Genomic DNA, 14,401 nt, shown 5'->3' on the forward strand with positions numbered 1-14,401 from the left:
GCGGAAGTCGACGACGACCTCGGCCGCGACCTCAGCCACGCAGCATCTCCGCCACCAGGAAGGCCAGCTCGAGCGACTGCTGGGTGTTCAGCCGCGGGTCGCACGCGGTCTCGTAGCGGTCCGGCAGGTCGGCGTCGACGATGGCCTGGGCGCCGCCGAGGCACTCGGTGACGTCCTCGCCGGTCAGCTCGACGTGCAGCCCGCCCGGGTGGGTGCCGAGCTCGCGGTGCACCTCGAAGTAGCCGAGGACCTCGTCCACGATCCGGTCGAAGTGCCGGGTCTTGTACCCGTTGGAGGACTCGTGGGTGTTCCCGTGCATCGGGTCGCACTGCCAGACGACCCGGCACCCGGCCGCGGTGACCTTCTCCACGATCGGGGGCAGGGCGTCGCGGACCTTGGTGCTGCCCATCCGCGCGACGAACGTCAGGCGGCCCGGGATGTTCTCCGGGTTGAGCTTCTCGAACAGCTCGATCGCCTGCTCCGGCGAGGTGGTCGGGCCGAGCTTGACGCCGATCGGGTTGGCCACCCGGGACAGGAAGTCCACGTGCGCGCCGTCGATCTGGCGGGTCCGCTCGCCGATCCACAGGAAGTGCCCGGACAGCCCGTACGGCCGGTCGCCCGCGATGCGCACCAGCGGCCGCTCGTACTCCAGCGCGAGGGCCTCGTGGGAGCAGTACAGCGTGACGGTCCGCAGCGCCTGGTCGTCATTCACGCCGCAGGCCTGCATGAAGCGCAGGGCCCGGTCGATCTCGCGGGCGATGGCCTCGTAGCGCTGGCCGGCCGGTGAGGTGACCACGAAGCCCTTGTTCCAGTCGTGCACCGCGTGCAGGTCGGCCATCCCGCCGCCGAGGTACGCCCGGAGCATGTTCATGGCGCTGGAGGAGTTCGCGTAGGCCCGGACCATGCGCTGCGGGTCGGCGACGCGCGCCGCGGGGTCCTTGTCCAGCGAGTTGATCATGTCGCCGCGGTAGGCCGGCAGGCCCAGCGAGTCCAGGGCGGCCGAGCGCGGCTTGGTGAACTGGCCGGCCACCCGGCCGATCTTGATCACCGGCAGCGAGGCGCCGTAGGTCAGCACGATGGCCATCTGCAGCAGCGTGCGGGCGTTGCCCAGCACGTGCGCCTCGGTGTTGTCGGCGAACGTCTCGGCGCAGTCACCGCCCTGCAGCATGAAGGCCTTGCCGTCGGCGACGAGGGCGAGGCGCTCGCGGAGCTGGTCGACCTCGTAGGGGGCGACGATCGGCGGCACCGACGACAGCAGGTTGGCGACCTCGTCGACCGCGGCCTGGTCCGGCCACGGCGGCGTCTGCGCCCGGGGCATGGTCCGCCACCGGTCGAGGCCGAACACGTCGTCGTCGGAGTTGCCCGGGACGGCGACGCGCGAGATCTCCGGGCCGGGGTACGTGAAGTGATGCCACTCCTGGCGCATGGGCAAAGCGTACCGAGACGGATCGGCGGGCGGCCCTCGCCACCCGCCGATCCCGCAAGCTGGACCCGGCTGCCGCGGAAGCGCTACATGTTGATCATGTGGCCGGCGAGGCCGTGGATGGCCTCCTTGACCGCCTCACCCAGCGTCGGGTGGGCGTGTACGTTGCGCGCGACCTCGTGCACGGTGAGGTCCCACTGCTGGGCCAGGGTCAACTCGGGCAGCAGCTCGGTGACCTCGGGGCCGATCAGGTGGGCGCCGAGCAGCTCGCCGTACTTCCCGTCGCTGATGATCTTCACGAAGCCGGTCGGGTCGCCCAGGCCGTGCGCCTTGCCGTTCGCCGTGAAGGGGAACTTCGACACCTTGACGTCGAAGCCCTTCTCCCGGGCCTGCGCCTCGGTCCAGCCGAAGCTGGCGACCTGCGGCTGGCAGTACGTCGCCCGGGGGATCATGACGTAGTCGAGCTCCATGGTCTCGGCGCCGGCGATCGTCTCGGCGGCCACGATCCCCATCGACTCGGCCGCGTGGGCCAGCATGAGCTTCGCGGTCACGTCGCCGATGGCGAAGATGTGCGGGACGTTCGTGCGCAGGCGCCCGTCGACGGCGATCGCGCCCCGCTCCGTCAGCTGCACGCCCGTCTTCTCCAGGCCGTAGCCCTCGACCCGCGGTACGAAACCGATGGCTTGCAGCAGTTTGTCCGCTTCGAGGGTCTGCGTCTTGCCGCCGGAGGACACCGTCACGGCCACGCCCTTGTCGGACTCCTCGACCGTCTCCACCTTCGTCGAGGTCAGCACCGAGATACCGAGCCGCTTGTACCGCTTGAAGAGCTCGGCCGACACCTCCGCGTCCTCGAGCGGCACCATCCGGTCCAGGAACTCGACGATGGTGACCTTCACGCCGTAGTTGTGCAGCACGTACGCGAACTCGACGCCGATCGCCCCGGCGCCCGCGATGATGATCGACTCCGGAAGGTCCTCGGTGAGGATCTGCTCCTCGTAGGTCACCACGCGCTCGGAGAGCTTGGTGCCCGGCAGCAGGCGGGTCGTCGCGCCGGTGGCGATGATGCAGTTGGCGAACGTGATGGTCTCGTCGCCCACCTGCAGGGTGTGGTCGTCGAGGAACGTGCCCCGCGTCTCGTACTGCCGGATCTCGTTCTTCTTCATCAGGTAGTGCACGCCCTTGACGCGCCCGTCGGCCACCTTGCGGCTGCGCTGGAACGCCGCGCCGTAGTCGAACGTGACCTCGCCCGAGATGCCGAACGTCTTCGCCTCGTGGTTGAAAATGTGCGCGAGCTCGGCGTTGCGCAGCAGCGCCTTGGAGGGGATGCAGCCCACGTTGAGGCAGACGCCGCCCCAGTACTTGTCCTCGACGATGGCGGTGCGCAGGCCGAGCTGCGCGGACCGGACGGCGGCGGTGTACCCGCCCGGGCCGGCGCCCAGGACGACGACGTCGAAGTGCTCAGTCATAGCCAGTCCTTGCGTTTGAAGGTGACGTACAGCACCACGGACAGAATCACGATGAGCACCGCCGAGGTGATGAACCCCGACAGCTTCTCAGAACCCGGGTACGGCACATTCTGCCCGTAGTAACCAGTAACAGCGGTCGGCACCGCGATGATGGCGGCCCAGCTCGTGACCTTCTTCATGATGGTGTTCTGCCGGTTGCCCTGCACCGCCAGGTTGGACTCCAGAATGGTGGCCGTGAAGTCGCGCAGGTTCTCGGTGAATTCCGTCACGCGGATCACGTGGTCGTAGAGATCCTGGAAGTACGGCACCATCTCCTCGTCCACGAGGTGCTCGCGGGAGTGCATGAGGGCGCCGACCAGCTCGCGCATGGGCATGATGACCTTGCGCATCCGGCCCAGCGTCTTGCGCAGCCGGAAGCTGCGCTGCTGCACCTCGCGGATCGCCGGGGCGCTCTCCTCGAACAGGCGGTCCTCCAGCGCCTCGAGCTCGTCGTCGAGCTGCTGCACCGCGTCGAACTGCCCGTCGACGATGACGTCGAGCAGCCCGTGGGCGAGCCACGGCACCCCCTGGCCGGCCAGCTCGGAGGTGGCGTCCCAGCGCTCGACGACCGCGTCCATGTCGAAGTCCGAGCCGTGCGCGGTGATCAGCGCCCGGTCGGTGAGGAACGCCGAGACCTCGTGCACCTCAGCGTTGCCGTCGCCGTCGTCGCCGCCGTTGAACCTGACCGAGTACGCGTTGAAGAACATGTGCTGCGGATAGTGCAGCAGCTTGGGCCGCTCGTGCGGCGACGAGGCATCCTCGATGGCCAGCCGGTGCAGCCCGAACTCCTCCTGGACCCGGTCCCAGTCGCCCTGCTCGGGGTCGGTCAGGTCGAGCCAGACGACCGCGGCGGAGTCCTTGAGGTGCTCGGAGATATCGTCGAGCGGGAAGTCCTCGGCTTCCAGCCGCCCGTCCCGGTAGAGCCGCGTGCGCGCCATAGGCTCATCAAAGCAGAAGGAGGCCCCGGTGGCCGGTTTCGCGGAGGCGACCACCGTCGAGGACGGCGAGGCCGTGCTCGATCCACAGTGGACCGTGGGCGGCCGGCCGAACGGCGGCTACCTGCTGGCCCTGCTGGCCCGGGCCGCGGTGACGGCCGCGCACCCGCATCCGCTGAGCGCGAGCGCGGTGTATTTGTCGCCGCCGGAGCCCGGCCCGGCCTCGGTCGCGGTGGAGACGCTGCGCGAGGGGCGCTCGGTCAGCCAGGCCCGGGTCCGGCTCACGCAGAAGGACAAGACCTGCGTCGAGGCCCTGTTCACGCTGGGCGACCTGGCCGCGGCCGGGGAGCCGCGGTTCACCGCCGCCGAGCCGCCGGCCGTGGCCGCGCACGACACGCTCGGGCGCACGCCGGTCGAGCCGCCCGGCGCCGGGGTGCGCATCGACATGCTGGAGATGGTCGACCAGCGCATCGACCTCGCCGGACCGGGCGACCTGCGGGGCTGGCTGAGCTTCGACGACGGCACCCCGTTCGACGCCTTTTCGCTCTTGTACGCCGTGGACGCCTTCCCGCCCGCCTCGTTCACGCTCGGCGGCAGCGGATGGACGCCGACCCTGGAGCTGACGGCCTACGTGCGCGGGCTCCCGGCGCCCGGGCCGCTGCGGGTGCGGCAGTACGCCCGGATGGTCACCGACAGCCAGCTCGACCAGGTCTGCGAGATCTGGGACGCCACCGGCCGCCCGGTCGCGCAGGCCACCCAGCTGGCGGTGTACCGGCGCCCGAAGGCTTGAGTGGCGGAGGGTCTGACCGGCGCTTTCGTTTTCCCCTTGATGTCCTGAAGAACAGTGGGGGAGCTTCGCTCCACCCACACCCCCTCAAAATCCGGACCGCAGCGGGGCCTACCTCAGGCGGCGCGTTTGCACGCCTCAGGTGACGACGGCGAGGGCGCCGCGCTTGGCCTCGTACATGGCGATGTCGGCGCGGTGCAGGACCACGCGGCTCTCCTCGCCGGCCGTGAAGCGGGTGCCGCCGACGCTGGCCCGGGCCCGCACGTGCGTGCCGTCGAGGACGGAGATCGGGGCGGTGAAGGCCGACTCGATCCGCTCGGCCAGCTCCGGCACCCCGGAGGCGCCCAGCGCGCCGTGGGTGAGCACGACGAACTCGTCGCCGCCGAGGCGCGCGACCACGTCGCCGGCCCGGACGCAGCCGCCGAGCCGGCCGGCCACCGCGGCCAGCAGCTCGTCGCCCGCGGCGTGGCCGAGTGAGTCGTTGATCGCCTTGAAGCCGTCGAGGTCGATGAACAGCACCGCGCCCTCGCCGGTCTGCAGGGCCGACTCCAGCGCGGCCAGGAACGCCCGCCGGTTGGACAGCCCGGTGAGCGCGTCGACGTGGGCGAGGCGCCAGTTGGTCTCCAGCAGCTCGCAGGTGCGCAGCACGGTGGCGGCCTGGTCGGCCACGCCCACCATCCGACCGGCGATCTTGCGGGCCTGGGCGGCGTCGCGCGGGGTGTCGTAGGCGGCGACCAGGATGCCGTACGGGTGCTCGGGCAGCGCGATGTCCACCACGACCATCGTCTGGTGACCGAAGGACTCGAGCAGCCCGGCGATGTACGGGTCGGCGCTGTCCCGGTCGTAGACCCGCGCCTCACCGGTGCCGGCCTGGAACCGCTCGAACAGGTCGGTGTCCGCGCGCGAGATCGCCAGCCGGCGGGCCTTGCGCTGCCGCTCGTCGCCGCCGCCCGCGTTGGCCGCCACGCGCAGGTGGCCGTCGGTGTGCAGCAGCACGGTGGCCGAGTCCGCGGCCATCACCGAGCGCACGGCCTCGGCGGTGACTCCGGCGACCTCGTCCGCGGTCCGCGCCGTGGTGAGCCGGCGGGCCAGGTCGAGCAGGCTCTCCGCGATGCGCCGCCGCTCGGCCGCGCTCTCCAGGGCCGACAGGGCGTCCAGCGTGACCGCGGCCAGGTTGGCGAAGGCGTCGAGCATGCGCCGCTCGGCGTCGAAGAAGTCGCGGCAGAACGCCACGAGGTACCCGTAGTAGCGGTTCGGCGAGGCGATGTCGACCACGAGCGTGCCGGCGAAGCTGGTCGGCGGGGCCGCGGACAGCACCTCGATCTCGGCCGGGCTCAGGCCGTAGCCGTGCACCTGCCGCGGCGCGTCCGGGGCCGGGCTGGCCACGAGCAGGAAGGCCTCGGCGTTGACCGCGTAGCCGGCCCGGTCGGCCACGATGGCGAGGGCCCGCTCCGGCTGCTCGGCCGCGACGAGCTCGGCGACGGTGCGCTGCAGCAGCTCGATCCGCCCGGCCAGCATGTCGCCGGAGGCGTCGTCGACCCGCGCGGCCGCACGGTTGCGCCGGAACCACCGCCGCTGCCGCCAGCGCACCGTGTAGATGCAGGCCTCGGCCCCTCTGACCTGGCACTGCTCGTGCTCCACGGTGGCCGCCGGGCGGCCGAACAGGGCCGGCAGCTGGGTCAGCAGGCCGCGGGTGTAGTCGCAGTCGTACTGCGAGGGGCGGTAGCCGGGGCGCAGGCGGTACTCCACCGTGGCCTGGTCCCGCGCGGAGGACAGCGTCGTCATGTCGGCCGCGTTGTTGAACTTCGCGCCCGTCGCTGAGATCACCCGCAGCAGCTGGGAGGGGCCGCCGAGCAGCAGCAGCCCGAGGCGCAGCGGGTGGTTCACGGAGTACGACAGGATCGACTGGCCGACGTGCAACCCGATCCCATCGTCCCCCAGCACCTTCGCCGCGGCGTCGAAAACGTTGATCTTCGTCTGGTACGACCACCAGCGGCGCGGGTCGTCGTAGGCCTCGGCCGGCTCGGTCTCCCCGGCCAGCTGCAGCACGAGCCGCACCGCGCCGTCGCCACCCCGGGCGCGAACGTACCGAAGGATCGCGCGCAGGGTGACGCCCGCCGTTTCCCGCATCGTTGTCTCCATGGCGCCCTCCGAGTCCGGACATCGGCCCGCCGGGACGCGGCCTGAGGGGAAACCGGCCGCCGCGGGGTAAGACTGACCACATGGAACCGCTCATCATCGTCGACGGCGCCAACGTGGTCGGGTCGGTGCCGGACGGCTGGTGGCGCGACCGCGCGGGAGCGGCGGCCCGGTTGCGCGACGCGCTCGCCGAGCGGGACGCGGCCGCGCTCCCCGGTGCGATCACGCTCGTGGTGGAGGGCGCGGCCCGCGGGGTGGCGTCGATCGACGGGGTGCCCGTCGAGGCGGCGCCGCAATCCGGCGACGACCACATTGTGGCGCTCGTGCGCGACAATGTGTCACATCGGTCAGTGGTGGTCGTCACGTCCGATCGCGGACTGCGCGAGCGAGTGATCGAACTCGGGGCGAGTATTGTCAGCCCCGGGCAGCTGCGCGCCACCATCTCATATGGTGGACGCCGCGACTCTACCTAGCCGATAGGATTTGCGGGAGCTTTCACCACTGCATGCAAGGGTAGTGATAGGAAATCCTATAGGGATCTTCCACTATATGGGAATTCGTTGACCGCGACCGTCGGCTCACCCAAAGTTATCCGGGTACCGGTGTCGTGAATTGCCGGTGAATACCGCGCCAAAACGTCTGACGAATTAGTGTCGATCTATTCTGTGCGGCACGTAACACGACTGTCGCTTCATGTGACGTAGCTGGTAAGGTCGGTGCCATGTGCCCTGAGGTGCAGATCGATCCGATGTGGATATCCCGCCGCGAGCACCATTTCGACGGCCTTTGTCGAGTGACACCCGGTTGATATCGGCGTTCATTCAGAAGGTTTTCGAGAGGATTACCAATGGCCGTTTCGGTCGTGGGCGCACCTGAGGTCGCGCCTTCCGTGGTCACCATCACCGTCCACATCACGCTCAACGGCGACGAGCTCCCACCGGAGGCCTCCCGCCTGCTGAGCGACCTCGAGGCCCTCGCCTCCAGCCAGGCGGGCCACCAGATCCAGCGCTCGGCGCCGCTGCCGCGCACGCCCGCCGCCGCCTCCCCCGCGCGCAACCTGCGCCTGGTGGAGCAGCCGGTCGAGCCGGCGGCCGAGGTGGTCGAGGCCGACACCCGGGTCCGCCGCATCGGCCGGGCCACCCCCGACGCTCCCTCCCTCTACCTGTGCACGGGCTCGCGCCTGGTCCTCCAGGACGGCGCCCCGGTGCCGCTGACCCGCCGCGAGTACGACCTGTTCCTCTTCCTGTGCGAGCACCCGCGCCGCGTGTTCAGCCGCGCCCAGCTGCTGCGCCAGGTCTGGGGCTACGACATGGTGGGCACCGAGCGCACCGTGGACGTCCACGTCCGCCGGCTGCGCGTGAAGCTCGGCGACGCCGCTCGGATCATCGCCACCGTGCGCGGGGTCGGCTATCGTCTCGACGATGACGCCGCCGTCCAGGTCGTGGTCCGGGAAGACTGACGTCGCCACCGCCGCGGGAGTCCTGCTGCTGCTGGACCTCCTGCGGGTGTGGCTCCCGTCGATCATCACGATCTTCGGGCAGGCGGCCTCGACCCCGGCCGAACTCATGGGCGCCTTCGCGCTCGCATGGTTCGTCGCCGGCGTCGCGGCCGCACCGCTGGCGAACCGTCTCGACCCCCGCCGCTTGGCCCTCGTCACCGGCGCGCTGCTCGTCCTGGCCCGGCTCGCCCTGATCTTCGTCCACGGTGGACAGCCGCAGCTCTACGTCGCCTCCCTCGGCCTGCTCGCCGGCCTGGCCTTCCTCGCCGCCACCGCGACCGGCGGCGCCTCCGTCGCCACCGGTGTGCCGGTCGGCCTCGCCGCGGCGGCCCTCGAACACGCCGCCCTCGGCACCGTCGACGCGACCTGGCGGGTGTGGTGGATCGCCGTCCCGCTGACCGTTCTCGCGGGCGGGGCGCTGCTCTGGGGAGCCACCGGACATCAGGGCGGCCGGCGTGACCGGACCGCGCCCGGCGGCTGGTTCCTCGTGGGCCCGGTCATGCTCCTCACGGGGATGTACGCCCTGTCCCCCGCCGTCGCCGCCGGCGCCGCCTCGTACGGGGGGCACGGATACGCCTCGACGCCGCCGGCCGCGCTGCCGCCGCTCGCCATCGGGCTGGCCGTGCTCGCGTTCCTGGCCGCCGCGCTCGCGCCCCGGGTGCCCTCCGGTCGCGCCGCCCGCGCGGTCGCCGCGGTGCTCGTGGTCGCGTCGGCCGCCTGCTTCGCCTTCGACTTCGGCGCGCCCGGGCCGCTGTGGCTCGCGCTGCTGCTCGGCGCGCCCGGGCTCGGCCTGGCCCTGCGGCTCGCGGGCGGGCGATCCGCGCGGCGGTCGGGGTACGCCGCCACCATGGGCATGCTGGTGTTCGCGGTCGCGGCGATCGCGTACTACGCCGCCTACGACATCGGCTACCCGAACCAGTGGGTGCCGGTCGCCGTCGCGCTGATCCCGGCCGGGTTCCTGCTGTTCGCGGCCGGGCCGGCGACCGTCCGGCTGCCGCGGTTCACGTGGGTCGCGGCCGCCGCGGTGTGCCTGGTGCTGCCACTGGCCGGGCTCTGGGTGCCGCCTTCGGCGCGGGAGGGTGGGGCGGCGGGATCGATCAGGATCGTGGCGTACAACATCCGCATGGGCTTCGGTCTTGACGGGACCTTCCGTCCGGCCGATGCGGCCGCCGCGATCGCCGCGAGCCGCCCCGACATCGTCCTGCTGTCCGAGGTCGACCGGGCCTGGCTGCTCAACGGCGGCCACGACGATCTGGCGGTGCTCGCCCGCGCGCTCGGGATGCGCTACTGGTTCGGGCCCGCCGCCGACGCCGTGTGGGGCGACGCGATCCTGACCCGCCTGCCCGTCGGGGCGGTCGAGTCCCGGCCGCTCACCGCCGTCGGTGCACCCACCGGCGCGCAGGCCCTCGGCGCGATCGTCACCGTGGGCGGGCGCGAGATCGCGGTGGTGGCCACGCACATCCAGCCGCCGCCGGACGCCGAGCCGATGGTGCAGGCGCGCGAGATCGCCGACTTCGCCACCCGGTTCGGGGGCGGACGGCCCACGTTCATCGCCGGCGACCTCAACATCAAGCCGGGCAGCGCGCCGTTCGCCGTGCTCACCGGGGCCGGGTACGCCGACGCCTTCGCCGCGATGCGCCCGCTGCCCACGTTCCCGGCCGACGCGCCGGTCGAGGAGATCGACCACGTCCTCGTCCGCGGCCTGACCTGCACCGGCGTGACCGTCGGGCGGGCGGTGACATCCGACCACGCGCCGGTCGCGGCCACGCTCGCTTTGTGAAAAATGCACCTCATCCGGGGACCGCGTGATTGATCCGCGGCGCTATTGGGCATCCCGGATACAAGAGAGAAAGGGGCAGCGATGAGCGTGACACATGCGAACGGAAGCGTTACCGAGACCCGCAAGGACTTCGGCACCGCCGTGAACGACCTGTCCACGAAGGCCAAGGAGGGCGCGGCCGAGCTGGCCTCGCAGACCAAGGACGTGGCCCAACGTCGTCCCGTTCCGCTGGTGGCCGCCGCCGCGGCCGGGCTCACCGCCGTCGTCGTGGCGGTGGTGGCGGTCGTCCGCAACCGCAAGGCGCGTCAGACGCCGAAGCAGCGGGCGATGAGGGCGTTGCGACGCACCAGTGAGAGCGTGCAGAAACGGGTCAAGCGGTAACCTCCTCTCCCCAGTGCCGCGGCCCCGCACCTCTCCGACAGGTGCGGGGCCGCGGCCCGTTCAGGACACTGTGGAGAGATGGGCGAGCATCGCCTGGTTGGCCTCCCAGCCGTCGGGGAAGCGCACCGGCACGTTGAGGTGCACGGGCTCGGCCGACGGGTGGGTGTCGAGCAGCTCGGCGATGCCGGCCCGGGCCACCACGACGCACGCGTGCCGGTGCCGGGACGCGAGCACGCAGAGCCGCCCCGCCTCCAGGTGGAACGCGCTCGCGTCGCGCCGGCCGGAGAGCGGGTGCAGGATCACGGTCACGTCGTACTCCCGGCCCTGCAGCCGGTTCGCCGTGTCCACGGTCACGTCGGCGGCGACGGTGTCGGCCAGGGCCAGCCGGATCGCGGCCACCTGATCGCGGTGGGCGGCGCCGACGGCGACCCGGTCCGCGGTGACCGGGCGGCCCTCGGGGGCGTGCTCGGAGTACGCGATGGGCCCTCGTCGCAACAGACTCACGACCAGGTCGGCGATGGCGGCCACGGCCTCGCGGTCGGTGCGCACGGTGTGCCGGGCCGGCAGCTCGTGCAGCGCCCAGCCGGTGCGCCGGGCCGTCTCCAGCGAGGCCTCCACGTGCGGGTCGCCGCCGATGGCCCGCACCGAGAACTCGAGGCTGCGGTCGCTGGGCGCGGTGCCCGCCTGGAACGGCGTGAACGGGTAGAACGCGGCCGAGACGACGTCGGCCGCCGACGGGGGCAGCCGCCACGAGACCGGCAGGCGGTGCAGGGGCAGGTCCGGGTTGTGCCGCAGCAGCACGGCGACCGCGCTCTGCATCGGGTCCCACGACAGCCCGGCCCAGCGCTCGACGGCGACGACGGAGAACGGGTCGAGCTGGCCGGGATCGCCGACGAACAGTCCCCGGGAGAACCGGCCCGCTACGCGCAGGAGCATGTCGGAGCGCATCTGGTACGCCTCGTCGACGATCGCGCGCTCCCAGGTGCCCTCGGTGACGGTGGCCCACTTGGCGGCGGTACCGATGACGACGGCACTGGTCTGCACGTCGGAGACGGCGCCGCTGACGGTCACCGAGCCGTGCTTGGCCACCCGCTGGGCCGGCACGTACGTGGACGCCGACAGCCGGCCGATCTCGATCTGCGGCGCGGCGCTCGCGAGCCGGTCGATGAGGTCGTCGACCTGCTCGTTGGTCTGGGCCACGACCATGAGCCGCTCCCCCGCCTCGGCCATCGTGCGGGCGGCCCGGACGACCAATGTGGACTTGCCCGCGCCCGGCGGGGAGTCGACGACCACGCCGCGCCCGACCGAATGGCCGAAGTCGGTGAGGATGTCGTCGATGACGGTCACGACCAGTCCTCCGCGGCGTCGGTGTCGTTGGGCTGGTAGTCCGGCGGCGGGCCGCCGTGCGTCCAGGGTGTCTCGTCGCGGGTCGGGAACCGGCCGGGCGGCTGGTAGGCGTCGCTGACCGGGCCGTACGTGACGACCTCGCCGACCTCCGGCACCGAGCCGGGCGCGGCCTGCTTGGTCGAGCGGCCCATCCCCTTGGACAGCTCCAGCACGACGTCCACAGAGGACACCGAGACCACCATGGCCTGCTGGGACAGGCGGGCGGGCGAGACCAGCAGCGCGCCGGGCTCGAGGCGCACCGGGTCCTCGGTCTGCACGGTGATGTGCGGGCGCAGGGCCGCCTTCTTGCCCGACGTGTCGACGCGGTTGGGCGAGGCCGACACCACGGTGCCGGTGAACGCCTCGCCGGCCAGCCGGAACTCGGCCATGACGAGCGGGTCGTCGAGGGCGCGCTGGGCCTCGTACCGGGCCTGCTCGCGCTCCAGGCGGTCGAGCCGTCCGGCCGCGGCGACGGCGCTGTCCCGCCGGGGCTGTGGAAGAGCGGTGCCTTCGGCGAGGGACATGTGGTACACCGTGAAGGCATCGCGATCGACGCCCCAGCGCGCCTCGACGGAGGCGCCGGCCGGGCGGGCCCGCAGCAGCTCGACCGCGCGCCACATGAGTCCCCACGTGGGCTCGAGCTGCTCCTGCAGGGCCCCGCCGAGCGCGGCCTCGGCCCGGCTCTGGGCCTGCGGATCGGCGCCGCGGGCGTAGGCGGCCAGGGCCGGGGCCAGGATCTCGTTGTCGAACGTCGGGTCGGTGCTCGGCCCGGCCGGCGGCCAGCGCAAGGGGTCCTCGGCGAGCTCGGCGGCGGCCGCCCCGTCGAGCCCGGCCGGCGGGTCGATCCAGCCCAGCAGCGCGGCCAGGTTGGCGTCCTCCAGGCCGCTCTGCCCGGTCGCCCAGTGCTCGCCGAGCACCTCGGTCAGGGCCAGCAGCATCGCGGAGCCCGGGTGGTCGGCCCGCTCGCGCAGGAACGTGAGCCACTGACCGAGCAAAGGAACGCTCCGGTGTACCGGATGTGGCCCGTACGTGCGCCGGAAGCGCGTCGAACGGCCGAGCAGCCGGATGAACTCGACGCCGCCACGGTTGGGCACGAGCACCTGCGGCGCCTCGGCGTAGCGCAGCTTCGCGGTGTGCCCGGTGTCGACGGCGCGGGAGCAGCCCTCGACGTACGCGAGCACGATCTTGGCCAGCTGGGCGACGAACTGGAAGCGCTGGGTGCGGTCGCGCGGGTTGGCCACCACGAGCAGGCGGCCGGCGCGCGGGTCGGTGCCGACCATGGCGGCGAGGGGCGCGGCGGCCTCACCGGCGAGCGCGAGGGGTACGAGCACCAGCGGCCGCTCGGCGATGTGCGTGTGCCGGACCGTGGTCAGCAGCTGCGCCCGCCCGGACTCGACCGCCTCGGCCCGGGCCAGCGCGGTCAGGACGCTCACGCAACTCCCTGCAGGCACTCGCGCCGCAGCCGGTTGGCCACGCGCAGCAGCGCGGCGATCTCCTCCTGGCCCGCACCGGGGGTTAGCGTGCCGCGGGCCAGGCCGAGCACGGTCGAGACGCTCTCCACGCCGCCGAGGTCGTCGCGGACGGAGCGGCCCAGGGCGGTGGTGGAGCCGGCCGACTCGTCGCGGCAGAAGAAGGCCATCTCGCAGGAGCCGAGGCAGTCCGGGCTGTACCGCGCGTCGATCTCGCTGACCGCCTTGCGCAGCTCGTCCGGGGGCCGGGTGGCGTTCTGGTCGGTGTCGTAGGCGAGGTCGAAGGACAGCCCGGCCGGCAGCGCGTCGAGGATCTTGTCCAGCCGGGTGAGCCGGGACAGCTGCCGCTGCAGCACCGTGAGCTGCTTGCGCACGTCGACCAGGGTGGCCGTGGGCCGGTTGGCGAAGTTCTCCGGGCAGACCAGCACCACGTCGTGCGACACCGTCTCGGGCGGGTAGCCGAGCTCGCCGAGCAGCTCGCGCATGGCCAGCACGTAGACCGCCGACTGCTTGGCCGCGGCGGCCGCCTTGCCCGGGTCGGCCTGCCCGTCGATGACCGCGAACGACTTGATCTCGACCACGTGGAAGCGGCCGCCGACCCGGAAGGCGATGAGGTCCGGCTCCAGGTAGGCGTAGTAGCCCGCGATGTCCAGGCGCAGCATCGGGTGGTCGAACAGGGTGCCGGCGTCGTCCCGCTCGGCCGCGGCGCGGGCCAGCAGGCTGCGGGTGCGGGCGTAGCGCACCTCGCGGCTGGCGTTGCCACCCACGTTGGACAGGTCGTCGTAGGCCACCTCGGGGATGGCCAGCCCGAGCCGCTCCCGCAGCAGCTGCAGCAGCTCGGCCGCGCCGTCCGCCTTGACCTGGGCCTCGAACGCGTTGCCGCGGGCGATCGCGAAGCGGGACTGGCCGAAGGCGGCCGGGAAGCCCAGCTGCCCGGCGACGGCGCCCTTGTTCACCCCGGCCGCGTCCATCAGCCCCCGCCGGCCACAGCCGGGATTGGTGGTGAGCGCGGCGATGGTGCGCGCGTTGTGGTTGCGCGGCGCCACGGTGCCGCGGATGCGGTCCAGCCGGTCTACCAGTGCGTCCATGGGGATCTCA

Annotated in this window: 12 protein-coding genes; 5 read left to right on the forward strand and 7 right to left on the reverse strand. The window is 72.3% G+C overall.

Going from position 1 to position 14,401, the window contains the following annotated elements; genetic code table 11:
* Nucleotides 1-31: 31 nt before the first annotated feature.
* The 3 genes from ACQP00_RS44225 to ACQP00_RS44235 form a co-directional block, all read right to left on the reverse strand.
* Nucleotides 32-1,426 carry a class II 3-deoxy-7-phosphoheptulonate synthase gene (locus tag ACQP00_RS44225; protein WP_433208939.1) on the reverse strand — a complete coding sequence of 465 codons (1,395 nt, stop codon included), beginning with the start codon at nt 1,424-1,426 and terminating at the stop codon, nt 32-34.
* An 83-nt stretch (nt 1,427-1,509) separates the two neighbouring features.
* Nucleotides 1,510-2,889, reverse strand: coding sequence for a dihydrolipoyl dehydrogenase (gene lpdA, locus ACQP00_RS44230; protein ID WP_433208942.1), 1,380 nt, complete (start codon nt 2,887-2,889; stop codon nt 1,510-1,512).
* Nucleotides 2,886-3,866 carry a magnesium transporter CorA family protein gene (locus tag ACQP00_RS44235; protein WP_433208945.1) on the reverse strand — a complete coding sequence of 327 codons (981 nt, stop codon included), beginning with the start codon at nt 3,864-3,866 and terminating at the stop codon, nt 2,886-2,888. The genes lpdA and ACQP00_RS44235 overlap by 4 nt, the downstream gene beginning before the upstream one ends.
* A 28-nt stretch (nt 3,867-3,894) precedes the next feature.
* Here ACQP00_RS44235 and ACQP00_RS44240 point away from each other — a divergent pair, with 28 nt between their 5' ends.
* Nucleotides 3,895-4,653: a thioesterase family protein gene (locus tag ACQP00_RS44240; RefSeq protein ID WP_433208948.1), complete on the forward strand. Its 759-nt coding sequence runs from the start codon at nt 3,895-3,897 to the stop codon at nt 4,651-4,653.
* 135 nt (nt 4,654-4,788) lie between these two features.
* Here the strand turns inward: ACQP00_RS44240 and ACQP00_RS44245 are convergent, their stop codons facing one another.
* On the reverse strand, nt 4,789-6,780 hold the full coding sequence (locus tag ACQP00_RS44245; RefSeq protein ID WP_433208951.1) for a diguanylate cyclase domain-containing protein: 1,992 nt from the start codon (nt 6,778-6,780) through the stop codon (nt 4,789-4,791).
* 92 nt (nt 6,781-6,872) lie between these two features.
* On the opposite strand from ACQP00_RS44245, the gene ACQP00_RS44250 reads away from it, so the two are divergent.
* From ACQP00_RS44250 to ACQP00_RS44265, 4 genes are all read left to right on the forward strand, one after another.
* A complete protein-coding gene (locus ACQP00_RS44250) occupies nt 6,873-7,262 on the forward strand; it encodes a hypothetical protein (protein ID WP_433208954.1) in 390 nt (129 codons plus the stop codon).
* Nucleotides 7,263-7,636: 374 nt separating this feature from the next.
* A complete protein-coding gene (locus ACQP00_RS44255) occupies nt 7,637-8,248 on the forward strand; it encodes a winged helix-turn-helix domain-containing protein (RefSeq protein WP_433208957.1) in 612 nt (203 codons plus the stop codon).
* Nucleotides 8,211-10,067: an endonuclease/exonuclease/phosphatase family protein gene (locus tag ACQP00_RS44260; RefSeq protein ID WP_433208960.1), complete on the forward strand. Its 1,857-nt coding sequence runs from the start codon at nt 8,211-8,213 to the stop codon at nt 10,065-10,067. The genes ACQP00_RS44255 and ACQP00_RS44260 overlap by 38 nt, the downstream gene beginning before the upstream one ends.
* A gap of 81 nt (nt 10,068-10,148) precedes the next feature.
* Entirely contained in the window at nt 10,149-10,448 is a 300-nt protein-coding gene (locus ACQP00_RS44265; RefSeq protein ID WP_433208963.1) for a hypothetical protein, read from the forward strand.
* A gap of 60 nt (nt 10,449-10,508) precedes the next feature.
* On the opposite strand, the gene ACQP00_RS44270 is transcribed toward ACQP00_RS44265, so the two are convergent.
* The 3 genes from ACQP00_RS44270 to ACQP00_RS44280 are packed head-to-tail and all read right to left on the reverse strand — an operon-like array spanning nt 10,509 to nt 14,391.
* Entirely contained in the window at nt 10,509-11,801 is a 1,293-nt protein-coding gene (locus ACQP00_RS44270) for an AAA domain-containing protein (protein WP_433224214.1), read from the reverse strand.
* Nucleotides 11,792-13,267, reverse strand: a complete 1,476-nt coding sequence (locus ACQP00_RS44275; RefSeq protein WP_433208966.1) for a hypothetical protein — start codon at nt 13,265-13,267, stop codon at nt 11,792-11,794. The genes ACQP00_RS44270 and ACQP00_RS44275 overlap by 10 nt, the downstream gene beginning before the upstream one ends.
* On the reverse strand, nt 13,264-14,391 hold the full coding sequence (locus ACQP00_RS44280) for a hypothetical protein (protein WP_433208969.1): 1,128 nt from the start codon (nt 14,389-14,391) through the stop codon (nt 13,264-13,266). Before ACQP00_RS44280 ends, ACQP00_RS44275 begins: the two co-directional genes overlap by 4 nt.
* Nucleotides 14,392-14,401: the final 10 nt, after the last annotated feature.

The organism is Dactylosporangium sp. CS-047395, from assembly GCF_050942185.1.
GTDB lineage: Bacteria > Actinomycetota > Actinomycetes > Mycobacteriales > Micromonosporaceae > Dactylosporangium.

Bases quoted from the DNA above. Each gene is read 5' to 3' on its own strand.
- ACQP00_RS44225 (WP_433208939.1), bottom strand. From the start codon at position 1,426: ATGCGCCAGGAGTGGCATCACTTCACGTACCCCGGCCCGGAGATCTCG.
- lpdA (WP_433208942.1), bottom strand. From the start codon at position 2,889: ATGACTGAGCACTTCGACGTCGTCGTCCTGGGCGCCGGCCCGGGCGGG.
- ACQP00_RS44235 (WP_433208945.1), bottom strand. From the start codon at position 3,866: ATGGCGCGCACGCGGCTCTACCGGGACGGGCGGCTGGAAGCCGAGGAC.
- ACQP00_RS44245 (WP_433208951.1), bottom strand. From the start codon at position 6,780: ATGCGGGAAACGGCGGGCGTCACCCTGCGCGCGATCCTTCGGTACGTT.
- ACQP00_RS44250 (WP_433208954.1), top strand. From the start codon at position 6,873: ATGGAACCGCTCATCATCGTCGACGGCGCCAACGTGGTCGGGTCGGTG.
- ACQP00_RS44255 (WP_433208957.1), top strand. From the start codon at position 7,637: ATGGCCGTTTCGGTCGTGGGCGCACCTGAGGTCGCGCCTTCCGTGGTC.
- ACQP00_RS44260 (WP_433208960.1), top strand. From the start codon at position 8,211: ATGACGCCGCCGTCCAGGTCGTGGTCCGGGAAGACTGACGTCGCCACC.
- ACQP00_RS44265 (WP_433208963.1), top strand. From the start codon at position 10,149: ATGAGCGTGACACATGCGAACGGAAGCGTTACCGAGACCCGCAAGGAC.
- ACQP00_RS44280 (WP_433208969.1), bottom strand. From the start codon at position 14,391: ATGGACGCACTGGTAGACCGGCTGGACCGCATCCGCGGCACCGTGGCG.